This is a genomic window from Pseudaestuariivita atlantica, from assembly GCF_001205715.1.
Classification (GTDB): domain Bacteria; phylum Pseudomonadota; class Alphaproteobacteria; order Rhodobacterales; family Rhodobacteraceae; genus Pseudaestuariivita; species Pseudaestuariivita atlantica.
Genome location: NZ_AQQZ01000001.1, coordinates 1 through 16,133, shown reverse-complemented (window position 1 = coordinate 16,133; position 16,133 = coordinate 1). Strand labels below are relative to the sequence as shown.

Below are 16,133 nucleotides of genomic sequence, written 5' to 3'. Positions count from 1 at the left end.
CAATGACCGCAAAGAACCTTTTCATCACCGGCGCCTCCACCGGGATCGGCGCCGCCACCGCGCGCCTCGCCGCCGCCGACGGCTGGAACGTCGCCATCGGCTACCTGTCGTCCAAGGACGCCGCCGAGGCCGTCGCCGCCGACGTGCGCGCCGCCGGGCGCGAGGCGATGATCGTGCCGGGCGACGTGGGCGACCCCGACGCCATCCCCGCCATGTTCAAGGCGGTGGACGCCATGGGCCCCCTCACCGGCTTCGTCAACAACGCGGGCATCGTCGGCATGACCCAGCGGGTCGAGGATTACACCGCCGAGCGCGTCGCCCGCATCATGGCGGTGAACGTGACCGGCTCGATCCTCTGCGCCAGCCAGGCGGTGCGCCGCATGTCGACCAAGCATGGCGGCCATGGCGGCAGCATCGTGAACATCTCCTCGGCGGCGGCCTATATCGGCTCGCCCAACCAGTATGTCGACTACGCCGCCTCCAAGGCCGCGATCGACACCTTCACCAAGGGCCTCGCGCTTGAAGTCGGGCAGGAAGGCATCCGCGTCAACGCCGTGCGCCCCGGCCTGATCGACACCGAACTGCACGCCAAGGGCGGCGAGCCGGGACGCGCCGAACGCCTCGCCCACATGGTGCCCATGGGCCGGTCGGGCTCGGCCATGGAGGTGGCGCAGGGGATCGTCTGGCTCCTGTCGGACGGCGCGTCCTACGTGACCTCCACCACGCTCGACGTGACCGGCGGACGATGACCGACACGCCCGCGCCGCCGTTCCACTTCGAACGGCCCGCCCGCACCCGGCGCAACGTCGTCGTGGTGATCACGGTCCTGTTCGGGCTGGGCGCGGCGCGGGTACTGCTCGACGCGGCATGGGGCATCCTCGCCGTCGGCGCGCTGGTGACCCTGCCCGCTGTCTGGGACATGGCCCGCAACCACGTCGCCACGCTGTCGCTCGATGACCGGGCGCTTGGCTGGTCGACCGCCGGGCAGACAGGCACCGTGCCCCTGCCCGACATCTCCCGCGTCGTGCTCGACACGCGGCTCGATTTGTCGACCCGCATGACGCTGGAACTGCGCGATGGCAGCAAGCTGCGCCTGCCCTCCGAATGCGTACCCGACAAGGACGTGATCGACGCCACCTGCCGCGCCCGCGGGCTCGACGTGCGCCGGAACGCCTTCGCGCTTCTCTAGGGTAACTATATTTGAACGGGCGTCGCGCATCCGGCAAAGGATTGCCAAACGGCGGGCTTTCCGACCGTCGTCATACCGTTGTCACCCGAATCTTGCTTTCATCGGATCATGCAGGACCGGATCGACCCCCTGATCGAAGAACGCGCCCCGTGGGTGTTCCGCACGGGTCCCGGTCACGCGCTCTGCCGCGCGGCGCTGATGAAACTGCTGGGCTATCCGCGCACCGTGGCGCTGGCCGACACCATGGCCGACATGCCCTGCCGCGCGATCATGGACACGATGGCCGAACTGCTGGCCCACGATGTCGACATCACCGGGCTGAAACATGTCCCGGCGCGCGGCCCGGCGCTCGTCGTGTCGAACCACCCCACCGGGATCGCCGACGGCATCATGCTGTACCACGCCCTGCGCGACCGTCGGCCCGATCACTATTTCTTTGCCAATCACGACATCCTGCGCGTCCTGCCGCAGCTTGAAGAGATGATCGCCCCGGTCGAGTGGCGCGCCGACCGGCGCACCGTCGCCAAGACCCGCGCCACGATGGCCTATGTGCACCGCGCGGTGCAGGCGGGCCGGCTGGGCGTGATCTTTCCGTCCGGGCGGCTGGCCAAGCGCCGGGGCCTGCGCCTGTGTGAACGGCCATGGATGGCCTCGGCGGCGATGATCGCGCGGCGGCTGGACCTGCCGGTGATCCCGATCAACATCCGCGCCCGCAACTCGGCGCTCTTCTACCTGTTCGACCTCGTGCACCCGACGCTGCGCGACATTACCCTGTTTCACGAAACGCTGAACAAGGCGCGCCAGCCCTTCCGCATCACCATCGGCGCGCCCGTACCCGCCCGCGACCTGCCCGCCCGGTCCGAGGACGGCATCGCCCTGCTGCGCGACCGGACGCTCGCGCTTGGCGGCGGCAGCGCGCCCGATGTCTCGCTCGTCGACAACACTCGCCGCCCTGCATGGCTGGGCCCGCGCCGCGCGCCGCGCCGGCTCGCCTGACGCGAATCCGCTGCAGCGGGTGACACAGGCGCGCATCAACCTTTCTGCGAAGATTTTAGTCGAAATCCACCTTTAGTAATAATTTAGGCGGCTTCGTGGGCGCCGTGCCGGAAAATGTCAGAAACATTGTCGGGGTCCGGCACCCCCGCGCCCCCTTTCCGCCCCAAAGCAGATGCACAACAGCGTCAGACCGACGAACGAACCTAAGGCTCCTTCCACATGCCCACACTGACAAGGCTGGCCCGCTCCCTGACGGCGCCGCTCCAGGCACTGGCGCGGCATCCATCCAGCACACCGCATCCCGAGCCTTCCCAACTTTCGGCGCCCACGCACCGGCTGTCACGGCTCAGCCCGCGGCTCGTGATCCCCACCTGCGACCGCTCCCGCGAGGAGAAGGAACAGGGCTGGCATCACCGGCAGGGCCTGCACCTGGCCCGGCAGGAACGCTGGGACGACCTGTCCCACCTCTTGCGCCAGTTCGACGGGCTGCGCGCCACGACGCCGGGCGGCACGCCGATCCCGACGCTGCTGGCCCAGGGCGCGCGCGCCGATACCGTGTCGCCCACCCTGCCCTCCGGCGCCCCCGTGACCGAGGCCCGCCGCCTTGGCGTCGCTGCGCTCGACGCGCTCGCCACCGACCGCGCGGACGATTACGGCACCACGCTTGTCGCGGCACTCGCCCATATCGACATCGGCTGGTCCTTCCGGGGCGAAGGCTGGTCCTCGGAAATGGATGCGCGGGACCACGAAAGCTTTGCCCGTCACTTCGATCGCGCCAGCGAACTGCTCGACCGGTTCGACCCCATCACATGCGACTCCCCCGCCCTCGCCGCCGCGCGCTGCGCCGCGCTGCCGGGCGGGCAGGTCCCGACCGACCGCCTGACAGCCGCCTACGAGACGCTGATCGCGCTCGACCCGAACGCTCCGGGCCACATGCGCGCCTATGGCAACCACCTGCTGCCGCGCTGGTTCGGCTCCTATGACCGGCTGAACCTCGAAGCGCGGCGCACGGCGGCGGCCACCAACGACGCATGGGGCAATGGCGGCTACGCGTGGGTCTACATGGACGCGCTGCTGGTCGACGAACGCGCCTACGAGATGCTCGACACCGACTTCTTCCTCGACGGCGTGCGCGACATCCTCACCCGTCGCCCCAGCCAGCACCTCGCCAACCTCTTCGCCGCCTATCTCGGCATCTCGACCCGCGCGGTCGCGCCGAAATCGGGCGATGCCCGCCTGATCGAACGCGCCCGCGCGCGGCTCTCTGCCGGGTTCCGCTGGGTCCTGCACGACCACCTGCGCGAACTGCACCCGCTGCTCTGGGCCGAGGCGGCGGACCGCTTCGCCCCCGTGGCGGGCCTGCCCGACCGCGCCTCGCTGATCCGCCGGGGCCGCGCCGCCGCCTTCAGCCGCATCAGCGAAGCCTTTGCCCATGTCATGGCCGAAGGCCAGATCGTGCGCTTCGACCCCGACGGCATCGTCTACTCCCCCGCCGCCTGACAGGCCTTGCCCCGCTCTGGCGCGTCACCTAAAACCCCGGCCAGTATTCACCCAGCCGGGGACCCGCGCCGATGCTCGATCTCACCTACCAGCCTCCGAAGCCCAAGGTCATCGCCGGGGCGAAATACGACTGGGAACTGGTCATCGGGATGGAGGTGCACGCGCAGGTCTCCAGCGAGGCCAAGCTGTTCTCCGGCGCTTCCACCAAATTCGGGGCCGAACCGAACTCGAACGTGTCATTCGTGGACGCGGCCATGCCCGGCATGCTGCCCGTCATCAACGAATTCTGCGTCGAACAGGCGGTGCGCACGGGGCTGGGCCTGAAGGCGCAGATCAATCTCAAATCGGCCTTCGACCGGAAGAACTATTTCTACCCCGACCTGCCGCAGGGCTACCAGATCAGCCAGCTTTACGAACCCATCGTCGGCGAGGGCGAGGTGTTGGTTGACATGGAACCGGGCATCGCGCGGCTCGTGCGCATCGAACGCATCCACATGGAACAGGACGCGGGCAAGTCGATCCACGACATGGACCCGCACATGTCCTTCGTGGACCTCAACCGCACCGGCGTCGCGCTGATGGAGATCGTCTCCCGCCCCGACATCCGCGGCCCAGAGGAAGCGGCAGCCTACGTCACCAAGCTGCGCCAGATCCTGCGCTACCTCGGCACCTGCGACGGCAACATGCAGAACGGCAACCTGCGGGCGGACGTAAACGTGTCGGTCTGCCGTCCCGGCCAGTACGAGAAGTACCAGGAAACGCAGGACTTCTCGCATCTGGGCACCCGGTGCGAGATCAAGAACATGAACTCGATGCGGTTCATCCAGGCGGCCATCGAATACGAGGCACGCCGCCAGATCGCCATTGTCGAAGCAGGCGGCACCGTCGATCAGGAAACCCGCCTCTACGACCCGGACAAGAACGAAACCCGCTCGATGCGGTCCAAGGAAGAGGCGCACGATTACCGCTACTTCCCCGATCCCGACCTGTTGCCGCTGGAGATCGAACAGGCATGGGTCGACGACATCGCCGCCTCGCTGCCGGAACTGCCGGACGAGAAGAAGGCGCGGTTCATGGGCGATTTCGGCCTCAGCGAATACGACGCCAACGTCCTGACGGCCGAGACGGATTCAGCCGCCTATTTCGAGGCAGCGGCACAGGGCCGTGACGGCAAGACCGTGGCGAACTGGGTCATCAACGAGTTGTTCGGCCGCCTCAACCGCGACGACACCGCCATCACCGACAGCCCCATGTCACCGGCGCAACTGGGCGGCGTGGTCGATCTGGTCGCGTCCGACACGATCAACGGCAAGATGGCCAAGGACCTGTTCGAAATCGTCTACACCGAAGGCGGCGACCCCGCGCAGGTGGCCGAGGCGAAAGGCATGAAGCAGGTCACCGATACCGGCGCGATCGAGGCGGCGGTGGACGAGGTCATCGCCGCCAACCCCGCGCAGGTCGAAAAGGCCCGCGAGAACCCCAAGCTGGCCGGCTGGTTCGTGGGGCAGGTGATGAAGGCGACGGGCGGCAAGGCCAACCCGAAGGTCGTCAACCAGCTGATCGCGCAAAAGCTGAAGGATTGACGCCCAACGAATTTCGAAATTCGTTGCCACCGCGGCGCGCGCCGCGGTGCAAGCGCCCGCGCGGGCGCTTGAGCGATCTTGCAAGATCGCTTCCGGGATTTGTCGAAAAATCCCGGCCCGCCGAACCCGATTGCTCAATCCATAGGGGGGTTCTGTGCAAATTGCACAGAATTATCCCGCCTTGCGCATCCCCGCGAACCGCGCCCGTGCGCGCGGATCGCTGTCGAACAGCGCCGCCAGTTGCTCGGTCATGGCGCCCGCCAGCTGCTCCACGTCGGTGATCGTGACGGCGCGGTCGTAATACCGCGTCACGTCGTGCCCGATGCCGATGGCCAGCAGCTCCACCTGCTTGCGCCGCTCCACCATCGCGATCACGTCGCGCAGGTGTTTTTCCAAGTAATTCGCGGGGTTAACCGACAATGTCGAATCGTCGACCGGCGCCCCGTCCGAGATCACCATCAGGATTTTCCGCGCCTCGGGACGGCCCAGCATCCGGCGATGCGCCCATTCCAGCGCCTCCCCGTCGATGTTCTCCTTCAACAGGCCCTCTTTCATCATCAGCCCAAGGTTCGGCCTCGCCCGCCGCCACGGCGCATCGGCCCCCTTGTAGATGATGTGCCGCAGGTCGTTCAGGCGACCCGGCTGCTGTTCCCGGCCCGAGTTCAGCCACGCCTCGCGCGACTGCCCGCCCTTCCAAGCCCTTGTTGTGAAACCAAGAATCTCGACCTTCACGCTGCACCGCTCCAGCGTCCGCGCCAGCACGTCGGCACAGATCGCCGCGATGGAAATCGGCCGCCCGCGCATCGACCCGGAATTGTCCAGAAGCAGCGTCACGACCGTATCGCGGAACTCGGTATCCTTCTCGACCTTGAAGCTGAGAGGTGTCGTGGGGTTCGCCACGACCCGCGCAAGACGCCCCGCATCCAGCATCCCCTCTTCGAGGTCGAACTCCCACGACCGGTTCTGCTGCGCCTGAAGACGCCGCTGCAGCTTGTTGGCCAGCCGCGACACGGCGCCTTTCAGCGGTTCAAGCTGCTGGTCGAGATAGGCGCGCAACCGTTCCAGCTCGATCGGTTCAGCAAGGTCTTCGGCCCGGATTTCCTCATCAAATTCAGTGGTATAAACCTGGTATTCGGGATCTGCCTCGGAATGGGGTTGCGGCGGGGGCGGCTCCAGCGGGGCCTCGCCTTCCGGCATCTCGGCCTCTTCGCCCATCTCCTGGTCGGCCATCTCGTCCATCGAGACCTGGGCCTGGCTCGCATCCTGCTGTTCGTCCTGCGACTGCTCGGGAGAGGCCTCGGCCTCCTCCTCGCTGTCGTCCTGGCCGGTCGAGTCGGGTTCCTCCTCCTCGTCCTGCGCCGATTCCGCGTCGTCTTCCTGGTCGTCGTCGAACTGGTCGGGATCGTCGCCCAACTGGTCGCCATAGCCGAGATCGGTGATCATCTGCCGGGCGAACTTGGCGAAAGCCTGCTGGTCGGACAGAAGATCGTCAATGTTATCAAGCGCATCGCCCGATTGCTGCTCGATGAAGCCGCGCCACAGCTCCATCACGTTCTGCGCGCCCTCGGGCAGGTCTCGGCCCGTGGCGAGGTGGCGGATCAGGTAGCCCGCGGCGGTGGCCAGCGGCGCCTCGTCGGTCGAGGTGATCTGGCCATAGCCTTTCCGCACCGCTTCCTGCCCGATCTTGGCGTCGATATTCGACGCGGTGCCGGGCATGTCGCGCGCGCCCATCGCCTCGCAGCGCGCCGTCTCCATCGCCTCATAGAGGTCGCGCGCCATGTCGCCGGGCGGGGCGTAACGGGCATGGGTACCCGCGTCGTTGTACTTGCGGTACATCGCCAGCGCGTCAGCGGTGCCGCGCGCCACCAGCACCTCGTCCCGCGTCATCCGCCGCGTGACCTGCGGCAGGCGCATCTGATCGCCGGAAAGGCCAGCGGGATCAACGCTGTAGCTGACCGACAACTCGGGGTCGTCGGCCATGACCTTGGTCGCCTCGGCAAGGGCCTTCTTGAACGGTTCGGCAGGGTTGTCCGTCGGTTTCGTGCTCATGGTCTGTCCGGTGATAGGGCGTCCGGCCCCGAGGCCAGCCGCGCAAGCAGATCGACATGCACATCCAGCGCATCGATCACGGGGTATCCGGGATCGGTGCTGCCGTCAAATGCGAGGTTCAGGTCCGTGCCCGCCAGCACGATCGCCTCCGCCCCGCGATCCATCAGGACGGCCGCGGTGCGGAAGAAAAACGCGCGGTCCTCGGGCGTGCAGCGCCCTGCGACGGCCATGTCCTGGTACCGCTGGCCAACCTCGTCCAGACGGTCATCGGGCGCAAGCGCGCGGGTCCGGGCCAGCTGCCCGTAGGCGCGCGTTTGCATCACCACACGGGTGCCCAGAAGGCCAACACTTCCAAGGCCTTGCGCGACGAAATGATCATCAAGCGGGGTCACGGCAGAGACCAGCGGCAGGGGGCTGATCGCCTGCGTTTCGGCAAAGCAGAAATGCCCGCCGAGGGACGTGATAGCGGCCAGGTCACACCCCGCATCCGCCAGCCGCGCTAGCAGTCGGGCGTTACTCTGCGCCTGCGCCGCGCGGTCATCGGCGAGGTTGTTGCGGATCAGTTCCTGCACGTCGGCATGCACGATGGTGATCTCGGGCACGACGCCCGCCGCCGCGCACCGCGCGGTCAGACGCTGGTAGTAGACCAGCGTCGCGGCAACGCCGATCCCGCCGATCAGGCCGACATGCAATGGCCGGCGCGGCAGGTCTTCAGGCCAGTCTGTCATCGTGTCTTGCTCCCTTCACCAACAGGTAGGGCACCGGTGCGCGGGTTGCCAGAACGCGGCGCGGAGAAAGGCCATAACCGGCTCCCCGCGCCGGGCCGTACCGGGCCGAAAGTTTTCAGAATGATCAATTGATGGGTCACGATTTTGGGGTATCGTTCAAAACATGAGCAGAAAAAGAACGATCAGCGCCGTGGCGGGCCTCTTGTGCCTCGCCTCCGGCGTCGCGGCCCTGCCCCAATCCGCCGACGAACGGGTGCGCGCCTTCGCCGATTGCGCCGGGCGCTACTCGGCCGAGGTGGAGCATGTCTGGCTGATGGGCGGCCCCGCGCGGGACGAGATCATGCAGCGGCGTGAGCTTTTCGCCGAACTGGTGCAGGCGAGCCTGCCGATGGCCGAGGAAAGCGGGATCACCGGGCGTCAGATCATCGCATGGCGGGTGGAAGCAAAGCTGGCGCATGCCGCGCTTCTGCAAAGCGCGACCTTTGCGGGGGACGACGCGGTGTCCGACCGGGCCGACCGGGCGGCGCGCGGATTTGTCACGCAGTGTGACCGGCTGATCCTTGGTGCCTGAGGCGCCGGGCGGTCAGCGCATCAACCGGCGCGCGGCCTGGCCTGCGTCGCAACGCGCGGCGATCCGGCGGGCATAGAACCGGTCGAACAGCGTCGGGTGGGCGGCCACGGTGGCGTTCTGCAGGATGATGAAGGACGCCTCGTACCCGACCCCCATATGCGATCTCACGTAGCCATCGGACAGGTCCGGCGCCGCCGCGCGGGCCGCTGCAAGCCGGTCCCGCCACGCGTCAAGCGGCAGATCGGGAGCGTGGGGGTGCAGCTTTTCGACCAGGCCGACACAGGTGGCGATGCGCGCCACCTCGTCACGGGCATCACATGCCGCAAGCGCCCCGCAGACCGAAACCAGCAGGGCGGCGGCACGGCGCATGGGGCCTACCCCAGGCTGACCGAGGCCGCGCTTTCCGGCAGTTCCTCGTCAAAGCAGCGCTGGTAGAACTCGGCCACCGTCTGGCGCTCAAGCTCGTCGCACTTGTTGAGGAAGGACACGCGGAACGCGTAGCCGACGTTGCGGAAGATCTCGGCGTTCTGGGCCCACGCGATCACCGTCCGGGGCGACATCACGGTCGACAGGTCGCCATTCATGAAGGCCGTGCGGGTGAGGTCGGCGACGGTGACCATCTGCTTGATGGTCTTGCGGCCCTTGTCGGTGTTGTAATGCGGCGCTTTCGACAGGACGATCGCCGTCTCGGCATCGATCGACAGGTAGTTCAGCGTGGCCACCAGCGACCAGCGGTCCATCTGGCCCTGGTTGATCTGCTGGGTGCCGTGGTACAGGCCCGTCGTGTCGCCCAGGCCCACCGTGTTGGCGGTCGCGAAGATGCGGAAATAGGGATGCGGGTGGATCACCGCGTTCTGGTCGAGCAGGGTCAGCTTGCCGTCCACCTCCAGCACGCGCTGGATCACGAACATCACGTCGGCGCGACCGGCATCGTATTCGTCGAACACGATGGCCGTGGGGTTGCGCAGCGCCCAGGGCAGGATGCCTTCCTGGAATTCGGTAACCTGCTTGCCGTCCTTCAGTTTGATCGCGTCCTTGCCGATCAGGTCGATCCGGCTGATATGGCTGTCGAGGTTCACGCGCACGCAGGGCCAGTTGAGCCGCGCGGCCACTTGTTCGATGTGGGTCGACTTACCCGTGCCGTGATAACCCTGGATCATCACGCGGCGGTTGTGGCTGAAGCCTGCAAGGATGGCGAGCGTGGTGTCGGGATCGAACTTGTAGGTCGAATCCAGATCCGGCACGCGGTCAGTCGCTTCCGGGAACGCCTTGACCACCATGTCGGTGTCGATGCCGAACACATCGCGGACATGCACATCAACCGTCGGTTTCATGTCCAGTTCTGCTGCGCCGTCGGCCATCGCTTTGATCCTCTTCCGGGAAGGTCACGTCCGCGCTTCCCTGCCCCATATCGCCGCCAAGGGCAAGGGGCAGGCCCGTCGCGCGGATGTGATGCTCGGTCGCACATTGGCGTTGCGCATCGGACCATTCCGGGCGAACGTCGGCGCATGCGCACGCGGGACGAGATCGACGACCTGATCGCCCAGGTAGCCCTTGGCAACCGCCGGGCGTTTTCCGACCTTTATTCGCACACCTCGGCGAAACTCTTTGGCGTCTGCCTGCGTGTGTTGGGGCAAAGGGACCTGGCCGAAGACGCGTTACAGGAAACCTTCGTGAAGATCTGGCACAATGCCGGGCGATATCACGCGGGGACCTATTCGCCGATGACGTGGCTCATCACCATCGCGCGCAACACCGCGATCGACCGCAAGCGCAAGCTGAAGGCGGAAGCGCGGCGCGACGAGCGCGAGGATGCCGCCGAACTGGTCCCCGACGCGGCGCATGGTCCGGCCCGACTGGCCGAGATCGCGTCGGACATGCGCGCCCTTGCGGCGTGCATGGGTGAATTGCCCGAAGGACGCGCGGAAGCGGTCAGGAGGGCCTACCTCGACGGCGACAGCTATGCCGAGCTGGCTGACCGGTTCGAGGTGCCGTTGAACACGATGCGCACGTGGCTGAGGCGTGCGCTGATAAGTCTGAGAGAGTGCCTGGGCAGATGACCGACGACCGTCCATATCCAGAGGACCCCGATTGGGAGGGACCCGAAGGCGATGCGGCGCGCGCGGGCGAATACGCCCTTGGCCTTCTGCCCGAAGCCGAACGCGTCGCGTTCGAGGACCGGTTGCGCGTCGAGCCGAACCTGCGCCGGCTGGTCGCCTTCTGGGAGGAACGGCTGGTGCCGCTGGCCGATGATATCCCCGATGTCGCCGTCCCGCCGCGGGTCTGGGCCGAGGTCGAGGCCACGCTGTTCGACGCCCGGCCACAGCGCGGCTGGTGGTCGCGCCTTGGCCTTGTCCCGGCCCTTGCCGTCGCAACGCTCGCCGCGGTGGCACTGGTCGTGGTGATGCTGGGCTGGCCCGGCGGGCCGGAACCGCGCGTGGTGGCGGAACTGTCGGGTGACAGCCGCGCCTACGTCGCCTCCGTCGCGGTCGAGGACGACCTGCAGGCGCTGATCCTCGTTCGCACGACACCCACCCCGGCGGCGGGGCGTGACCATGAATTGTGGCTGATCGTCGGAGAGGCAGCGCCCGTGTCGCTGGGCGTCCTGCCGCGCGACACCGACGCCCGCATCGTGATCGACCCGAACACCGCCGCGATCCTCGACGGTGCCATCCTCGCCGTATCGGACGAACCGCAGGGCGGCTCGCCCACCGGCGCGCCCACGGGCGAGGTGCTTGCGCTGGCCGCCGTCACGCTCTGACGCGCGGCGCCAGCCGGTTCATTTGAAGTTGCGGCTGTCCTTGATCTGGTCCCAGGCCCAGACGACTTCCTGCAGCTGTTCTTCCTGCGACCGGTCACCGCCGTTGATGTCGGGGTGCAGCACCTTGATCAGCGCCTTGTAGCTTTTGCGCACCTCGGCCTTGGTCCACGTGTCGCGCGCTTCGAGGATCTCGATGGCGCGGCGTTCGGTCGGGGGAAGGCGGCGGCTGTGACCTGCAGACGTCGCGTTGCGGCCCGGATTCTGCGTGGCGTTCTTGCCCAGCACCTGGTGCGGGTCCTCGATCCCCAGCCGGGCCCATGCGCGCGCCTCGGGGTCGCGGAAATCGCGGGTCTCGCGCTCCCACACCTTGTCCTTGGACATCTGGGCGTTCATCTCGGCCTCTGTCGTGCCGTTGAAGAAATTCCATTTCAAATTGTATTCGCGCACGTGGTCCTTGCAGAACCAGCGATACTCGTCCAGCACGTCGGGCGCCTTGGGCGCGCGGTATTTTCCGGCCTCGGTGCATCCGTCGTGTTCGCATTCGCGTGTCGACGTCTCTGATGCCCCGGACATGCCCCGGCGCCCGCGTGGGTTCTTCTTCTTGGCGCTGGAAACCGACATGTCGAAACCGAAGGGATCGGGTTTGCTCATGGTGCCTCCTTTCCGACTCGGGTACCGGAGTGTAGACAATCCACGGCCCATGGAAAGGGGGAGGAGGCGAAAAATGAGCAGAGCCACGCGGATAAGAACAGCGCTTGAGCAGGCCTTTGCCCCGGTCGAACTGGAGGTCGAGGATGAAAGCGAGGCGCATCGCGGTCATGCCGGGTACCAGGATGGCGGCGAAAGCCATTTCCGCGTCCGGATGCGGGCCGCGGCCATGGCGGGCCAGTCGCGCATCGCACGCCACCGCGCCGTGCATGCGGCCATCGGTCCCGACCTGATGGGCGAAATCCACGCGCTGGCGCTGGACCTCGACGCGCCCTAGGGCGCCTTTGCCCCGCCCTCCCCTTCCCGCTGGTCCTTGAAGCGGCGCGGAAGGGAACTGCGCCAGCCGCTCCGGCCCTTTTCATCGCGCCTCCCCGTGCATCGGAGAATTGCCCGGCCTGCGCGCTCAACCAGAAGGCAATTTACCCTTTCATTGATCGCGTCGAAACGGCTGTTTCGGCCTCGAAACCACTCTGAAAAAACACTTTTTGAGACTTCCGCCGGAAATTTGAGCACTTTTTGAAAAATTTCCGGTGACATTCACCGACCCCAGATTAAGTTGCCCGCGGCATGAAGAATTCGGGACAGAAATCAGGAGGTTCGCGGTGATTTTCGTCGTACAAGCGAAAGACCACGACGATGCGCACGAACGGCGCGTTGCCGTTCTTGCATCGCACCGCGCCTACCAGTCGCGCGCGCCCGGCGAACTGGGCGTTTCGGTGCTGATGGCGGGTCCCCTGACGACCGAAGACGGCGAGATGATGAACGGCAGCTTCTTCCTGATCTCCTCCGCCAACCGAAGCAAGGTCGAGCAACTGGTCGCCGGCGACCCCCTGAACACCGCCAATGTCTGGGAAAGCTTCACCGTCAACCGCGTGCAGGTCCGCCGCAACAACGTCGGCCCGCTGGGTCGCGACACCTGACCGTCCGCCCTCTGCGCCAGACCGTTGCATATGCAACCGCTCCAGGAGCATCTCTTGCACCGGGCCAACATCGCGTTTTCGGGTGATGGTGGCGGAGACGAAGTCCGAAAGGTGCTTTTGATCAGCCACTTAAGTGTTTGTTCTTGTTGAGTTCTGGAGTGCAGCGTGGTGCGGTTTGTGCAGCAAAGTGTGCAGCACAACTCGGTGTACATCGGAAAATGAGCTCATTTCTGAGATTATTATCCCCGGTACGATCCCAGTGGATGAACTGGTGAGAACCTGCCTTCTGGCTTCAAGCAGCCACCAACGATACGACACTGGTCGAGAGCGTTGACGCCGCAAAATCACGAAGTAGCAGAGTGCGGCGATCTGCACGTCCGCCTTCTTGTCCGAGAGTTCGCTCAAGCGTCTGTAGGCGTTCATCCCCCTCAGCATCAGCGAAGAATTCCGAGAATGCCACGACCCGGCCTTCGCTGACAGCGAACGCTTCCTCGACGATGGCTCGCTCCATCGGGCGTGCTCGGGCAATGAGCGCACGCATTGCAGAGGGTTCGGCCTTTTCCAGTGCATCCTCGAAGGCCGTGGCAAAAGTCGTCTTGAACGGAACATCCGTCAACCCGGCTCGTTCGGACACGTAGGTTGCATAGCTGTCCTGCGGCGTGTCTGCGAGAAACGCCCGCAGAGAGTCCGCGGACGACAGGCCAGCCTCAAATAGAAATAACTGCCGACGTGCCATTGCTGTCGGCAACATCAACGTACTCGCATCTTCGACAACTACCGCCTTCGGCTTGGCGCGACGAAGCACGCGCCCCTGATCCAGTTTTTGCAGTAGCGACCGCGTCACATCATCTGCAGCGCCTTCAGCAATCGCGCCATTCAGAATGTCGCGGGCCTCATCGGCACGCTTCAGATCGTCAGCCAGAACCATAGCAAGCTGATTGCGCGCATATGGGTTGCCGGGAAACAGAGAAATCGTTTCCTGAAGGAGCTTCACAGCTTCTTGTGCTCCACCCCTGTCCTCCGCAACAATCTCCGCCAACTGTGTTCGAACAAACGCATTCTCCGGAAAGAGCTGTTGCGCCTCTTTCAACAGTGCAATTGCCTCGTCTGGCTTGGCTCCGCCACCCGCAAGCAAGCTTGCGAGTTGGGTACGCCACTGAACATTCTCTGGAAAACGTCGCAGAGCTTCCCAGCCGACCAACTCGGCATCTTGAACCCGCCCTGCAGTGCGCAGGGCGCGCATCATTAGAGACCAAGCATGCGCGTTGAGCGGGTCATATTCGAAGGCAAGCGCAGCTAATGAGACCGACAGTCTTCCTCTGTCCACTCTTTCTTCCGAAGATCCCTTTTCTAGCAGACGCATTCCTATGTTGCAGGAGGAACGAACCAAGTGGAAAACGTCACCCGTGCAATCTGCGTAGCGCTTATGCCCTTTCATCAGCGTATCTATGCGATCGCTCAATTGAGGCAGCGCCCGTCCAATGTCGCGCAGAATAGCTTCGCGAGCCTCACGTGGAGGTGGCTCGTGTGCCGAACCACCCCTTAGGCGGTTCTCATTTGGATGAATGTCGACATCTTCCCGCCACCATCTGGCAATCGGGAATGTTGTTTCTGCACCATTTGTGCGCTCCGCGAGTTCCCGCTCTGCAGCCGTAACAGCCATCTGAACGCGGTCTCCCCAGAAACCCGCATCACGGGGGAAATCACCCTCAAGGATTCGCCATTCGCGCTCGAAGGCCGCGGTGGTCGGCCGCTGTGTCACAGCCCAACGCGCAAGCCCCTGCAGTGTAAAGTCCTCGTTCGCATCGAAGTCATCGCCCAATGGAAGGCGACGCAGCCCAAGAAGGGCGACCCGAAGGTAGCTGGCATCGTACCGTCCTGCGTCACCGCTCTCCGCGCACACTGACAACCAAAGCGACATGAGCCGACGCGGCTCCAGACCATGATCCGCGGCGACATCCTGGCTGAGTGCCAGGATGCGAAAATATTCGCGACGCAGGTCAAGGCCGCGATCCACGACAAAGTTCTCGAAGAAGCCGCTCCACAGAACGTAACGGCGGTGGAGGTCCACAACCATTTGCTCGGGCAGCAGCCGTCGAATGATCGTGACAAGCGTTACGAGTTTAGCCAGTTCGATCCGAAACGAACGGCCTTCCTGCTGCAGTAGGGTGAGACGGAACTCCTCTAGGAGTTCAGTGCAGCCGCGGTCGAAGCCGCTAACGATATCGGAATCGCGGGCTTCCGAAGCAAGAATTGCATCCACAGCGTCTTCAGGCTCGGCAGCTGAAAGCCGCCCGAGCGACGCCGTCCCATTTAGGAGAACCCGAAGTGCGGCCTTCCCGTCATCCCCTAGCTGGGCTTTCCATTTCTCCAAGGCTGAAGGCGTCGTCATGATCAGACCCCGACTTCGCCAAAATCCTTGCGCCCCGTTTCCGTTCGCAGAGTATCAAGGTGACGATCGCGCGCGGCCTCAATGCCGGGAACATCCGCTCCCGACCATTCGACTAGCCGCTTTACATGTCTCCACGAATAATCGAAGCGGATGTGTAGGATCTCACGTACGCTCGGCTTTTTCGGATTGCGCTCACGCAGGTCGACCGTGAAGCCATGGCTAGTCGAGCGCGGCACAGGAAAGAATGCCGGATTGTCCTGGCACTCAACAACGGTCGCCAAAGAGAAACACCGATCAACTCCCTTTGCACGAGCCTGCTTGATCACTTCGTCGGCAGTGTATTCCATGAGTGCAAACCTGTACGGCTTACCCGGAACGAACGGGTAATGATGGTATAGTCCAAGACGATCAATAATTCTTTGCAGCCAATCTGATTGTTTCAAATCATCCGCAACTTCGCTCTTGAAAGCGGCAAATGAAGGGCGCTCTCCAGAATAATTCAGAAATTGATCTGTTAGAGCCGAGAGCCTGTGTTGATCTCCAGTACGAAGAGCTTCAAGGAGGCTGTCGAAATCGAGGCCTCCGATTGGCGCGCGTGCTGGCTCCAAATGGCGGTCAATCCGCTCAAGACGGATGATCTTCTGCACTGGTTCGACCGTAGCTGGCAGCAGAGCCAGGTCGTTGATTGAACCGCCCCGGGTTTACCGGAGAGTAAAACACTCAAAGGATGAGCCCT

At 64.8% G+C, this 16,133-nt stretch carries 17 protein-coding genes; 10 read left to right on the top strand and 7 right to left on the bottom strand.

Going from position 1 to position 16,133, the window contains the following annotated elements:
* The first annotated feature begins 2 nt into the window (after positions 1 to 2).
* The 5 genes from ATO11_RS00085 (at position 3) to gatB (ending at position 5,268) form a co-directional block, all read left to right on the top strand.
* Positions 3 to 749, top strand: coding sequence for an SDR family oxidoreductase (locus ATO11_RS00085; RefSeq protein WP_050528807.1), 747 nt, complete (start codon positions 3 to 5; stop codon positions 747 to 749).
* A complete protein-coding gene (locus tag ATO11_RS00080) occupies positions 746 to 1,189 on the top strand; it encodes a hypothetical protein (protein WP_050528806.1) in 444 nt (147 codons plus the stop codon). Before ATO11_RS00085 ends, ATO11_RS00080 begins: the two co-directional genes overlap by 4 nt.
* A 108-nt stretch (positions 1,190 to 1,297) precedes the next feature.
* Complete coding sequence (locus ATO11_RS00075; protein WP_050528805.1) at positions 1,298 to 2,185, top strand: 1-acyl-sn-glycerol-3-phosphate acyltransferase; 888 nt, start codon at positions 1,298 to 1,300, stop codon at positions 2,183 to 2,185.
* Between the two features lie 219 nt (positions 2,186 to 2,404).
* Complete coding sequence (locus tag ATO11_RS00070; protein ID WP_134643041.1) at positions 2,405 to 3,685, top strand: hypothetical protein; 1,281 nt, start codon at positions 2,405 to 2,407, stop codon at positions 3,683 to 3,685.
* 71 nt (positions 3,686 to 3,756) lie between these two features.
* A complete protein-coding gene (gatB, locus tag ATO11_RS00065; RefSeq protein WP_050528803.1) occupies positions 3,757 to 5,268 on the top strand; it encodes an Asp-tRNA(Asn)/Glu-tRNA(Gln) amidotransferase subunit GatB in 1,512 nt (503 codons plus the stop codon).
* Between the two features lie 171 nt (positions 5,269 to 5,439).
* Here the strand turns inward: gatB and cobT are convergent, their stop codons facing one another.
* Both cobT and ATO11_RS00055 read right to left on the bottom strand, forming a co-directional pair.
* Positions 5,440 to 7,317 (bottom strand): cobaltochelatase subunit CobT, encoded by a 1,878-nt coding sequence (gene cobT / locus ATO11_RS00060; protein WP_050528802.1) that lies wholly within the window; start codon positions 7,315 to 7,317, stop codon positions 5,440 to 5,442.
* Complete coding sequence (locus ATO11_RS00055) at positions 7,314 to 8,045, bottom strand: aspartate/glutamate racemase family protein (RefSeq protein WP_341271321.1); 732 nt, start codon at positions 8,043 to 8,045, stop codon at positions 7,314 to 7,316. Before ATO11_RS00055 ends, cobT begins: the two co-directional genes overlap by 4 nt.
* A gap of 163 nt (positions 8,046 to 8,208) precedes the next feature.
* Here ATO11_RS00055 and ATO11_RS00050 point away from each other — a divergent pair, with 163 nt between their 5' ends.
* A complete protein-coding gene (locus ATO11_RS00050; RefSeq protein ID WP_050528800.1) occupies positions 8,209 to 8,616 on the top strand; it encodes a hypothetical protein in 408 nt (135 codons plus the stop codon).
* Between the two features lie 12 nt (positions 8,617 to 8,628).
* Here the strand turns inward: ATO11_RS00050 and ATO11_RS00045 are convergent, their stop codons facing one another.
* Both ATO11_RS00045 and cobS read right to left on the bottom strand, forming a co-directional pair.
* On the bottom strand, positions 8,629 to 8,985 hold the full coding sequence (locus tag ATO11_RS00045) for a hypothetical protein (RefSeq protein ID WP_050528799.1): 357 nt from the start codon (positions 8,983 to 8,985) through the stop codon (positions 8,629 to 8,631).
* A 5-nt stretch (positions 8,986 to 8,990) separates the two neighbouring features.
* A complete protein-coding gene (cobS, locus tag ATO11_RS00040) occupies positions 8,991 to 9,977 on the bottom strand; it encodes a cobaltochelatase subunit CobS (protein WP_050528798.1) in 987 nt (328 codons plus the stop codon).
* A gap of 147 nt (positions 9,978 to 10,124) precedes the next feature.
* Here cobS and ATO11_RS00035 point away from each other — a divergent pair, with 147 nt between their 5' ends.
* Both ATO11_RS00035 and ATO11_RS00030 read left to right on the top strand, forming a co-directional pair.
* On the top strand, positions 10,125 to 10,676 hold the full coding sequence (locus ATO11_RS00035; protein ID WP_050528797.1) for a sigma-70 family RNA polymerase sigma factor: 552 nt from the start codon (positions 10,125 to 10,127) through the stop codon (positions 10,674 to 10,676).
* Entirely contained in the window at positions 10,673 to 11,377 is a 705-nt protein-coding gene (locus ATO11_RS00030; RefSeq protein ID WP_050528796.1) for an anti-sigma factor, read from the top strand. The genes ATO11_RS00035 and ATO11_RS00030 overlap by 4 nt, the downstream gene beginning before the upstream one ends.
* Before the next feature lie 18 nt (positions 11,378 to 11,395).
* On the opposite strand, the gene ATO11_RS00025 is transcribed toward ATO11_RS00030, so the two are convergent.
* Positions 11,396 to 12,028 carry a J domain-containing protein gene (locus ATO11_RS00025; protein ID WP_050528795.1) on the bottom strand — a complete coding sequence of 211 codons (633 nt, stop codon included), beginning with the start codon at positions 12,026 to 12,028 and terminating at the stop codon, positions 11,396 to 11,398.
* Positions 12,029 to 12,101: 73 nt separating this feature from the next.
* Between ATO11_RS00025 and ATO11_RS00020 the strand changes: the two genes are divergently transcribed.
* Complete coding sequence (locus tag ATO11_RS00020; RefSeq protein ID WP_050528794.1) at positions 12,102 to 12,362, top strand: BolA family protein; 261 nt, start codon at positions 12,102 to 12,104, stop codon at positions 12,360 to 12,362.
* 325 nt (positions 12,363 to 12,687) lie between these two features.
* On the top strand, positions 12,688 to 13,005 hold the full coding sequence (locus ATO11_RS00015) for a YciI family protein (RefSeq protein WP_050528793.1): 318 nt from the start codon (positions 12,688 to 12,690) through the stop codon (positions 13,003 to 13,005).
* Between the two features lie 292 nt (positions 13,006 to 13,297).
* On the opposite strand, the gene ATO11_RS00010 is transcribed toward ATO11_RS00015, so the two are convergent.
* Together ATO11_RS00010 and ATO11_RS21760 are read right to left on the bottom strand one after the other, a co-directional pair.
* The gene (locus ATO11_RS00010) at positions 13,298 to 15,397 is read right to left on the bottom strand and encodes a tetratricopeptide repeat protein (protein WP_050528792.1); all 2,100 of its coding nucleotides are present in this window, start codon (positions 15,395 to 15,397) and stop codon (positions 13,298 to 13,300) included.
* 2 nt (positions 15,398 to 15,399) lie between these two features.
* A complete protein-coding gene (locus ATO11_RS21760; protein ID WP_131721693.1) occupies positions 15,400 to 16,044 on the bottom strand; it encodes a hypothetical protein in 645 nt (214 codons plus the stop codon).
* Positions 16,045 to 16,133 lie beyond the last annotated feature (89 nt).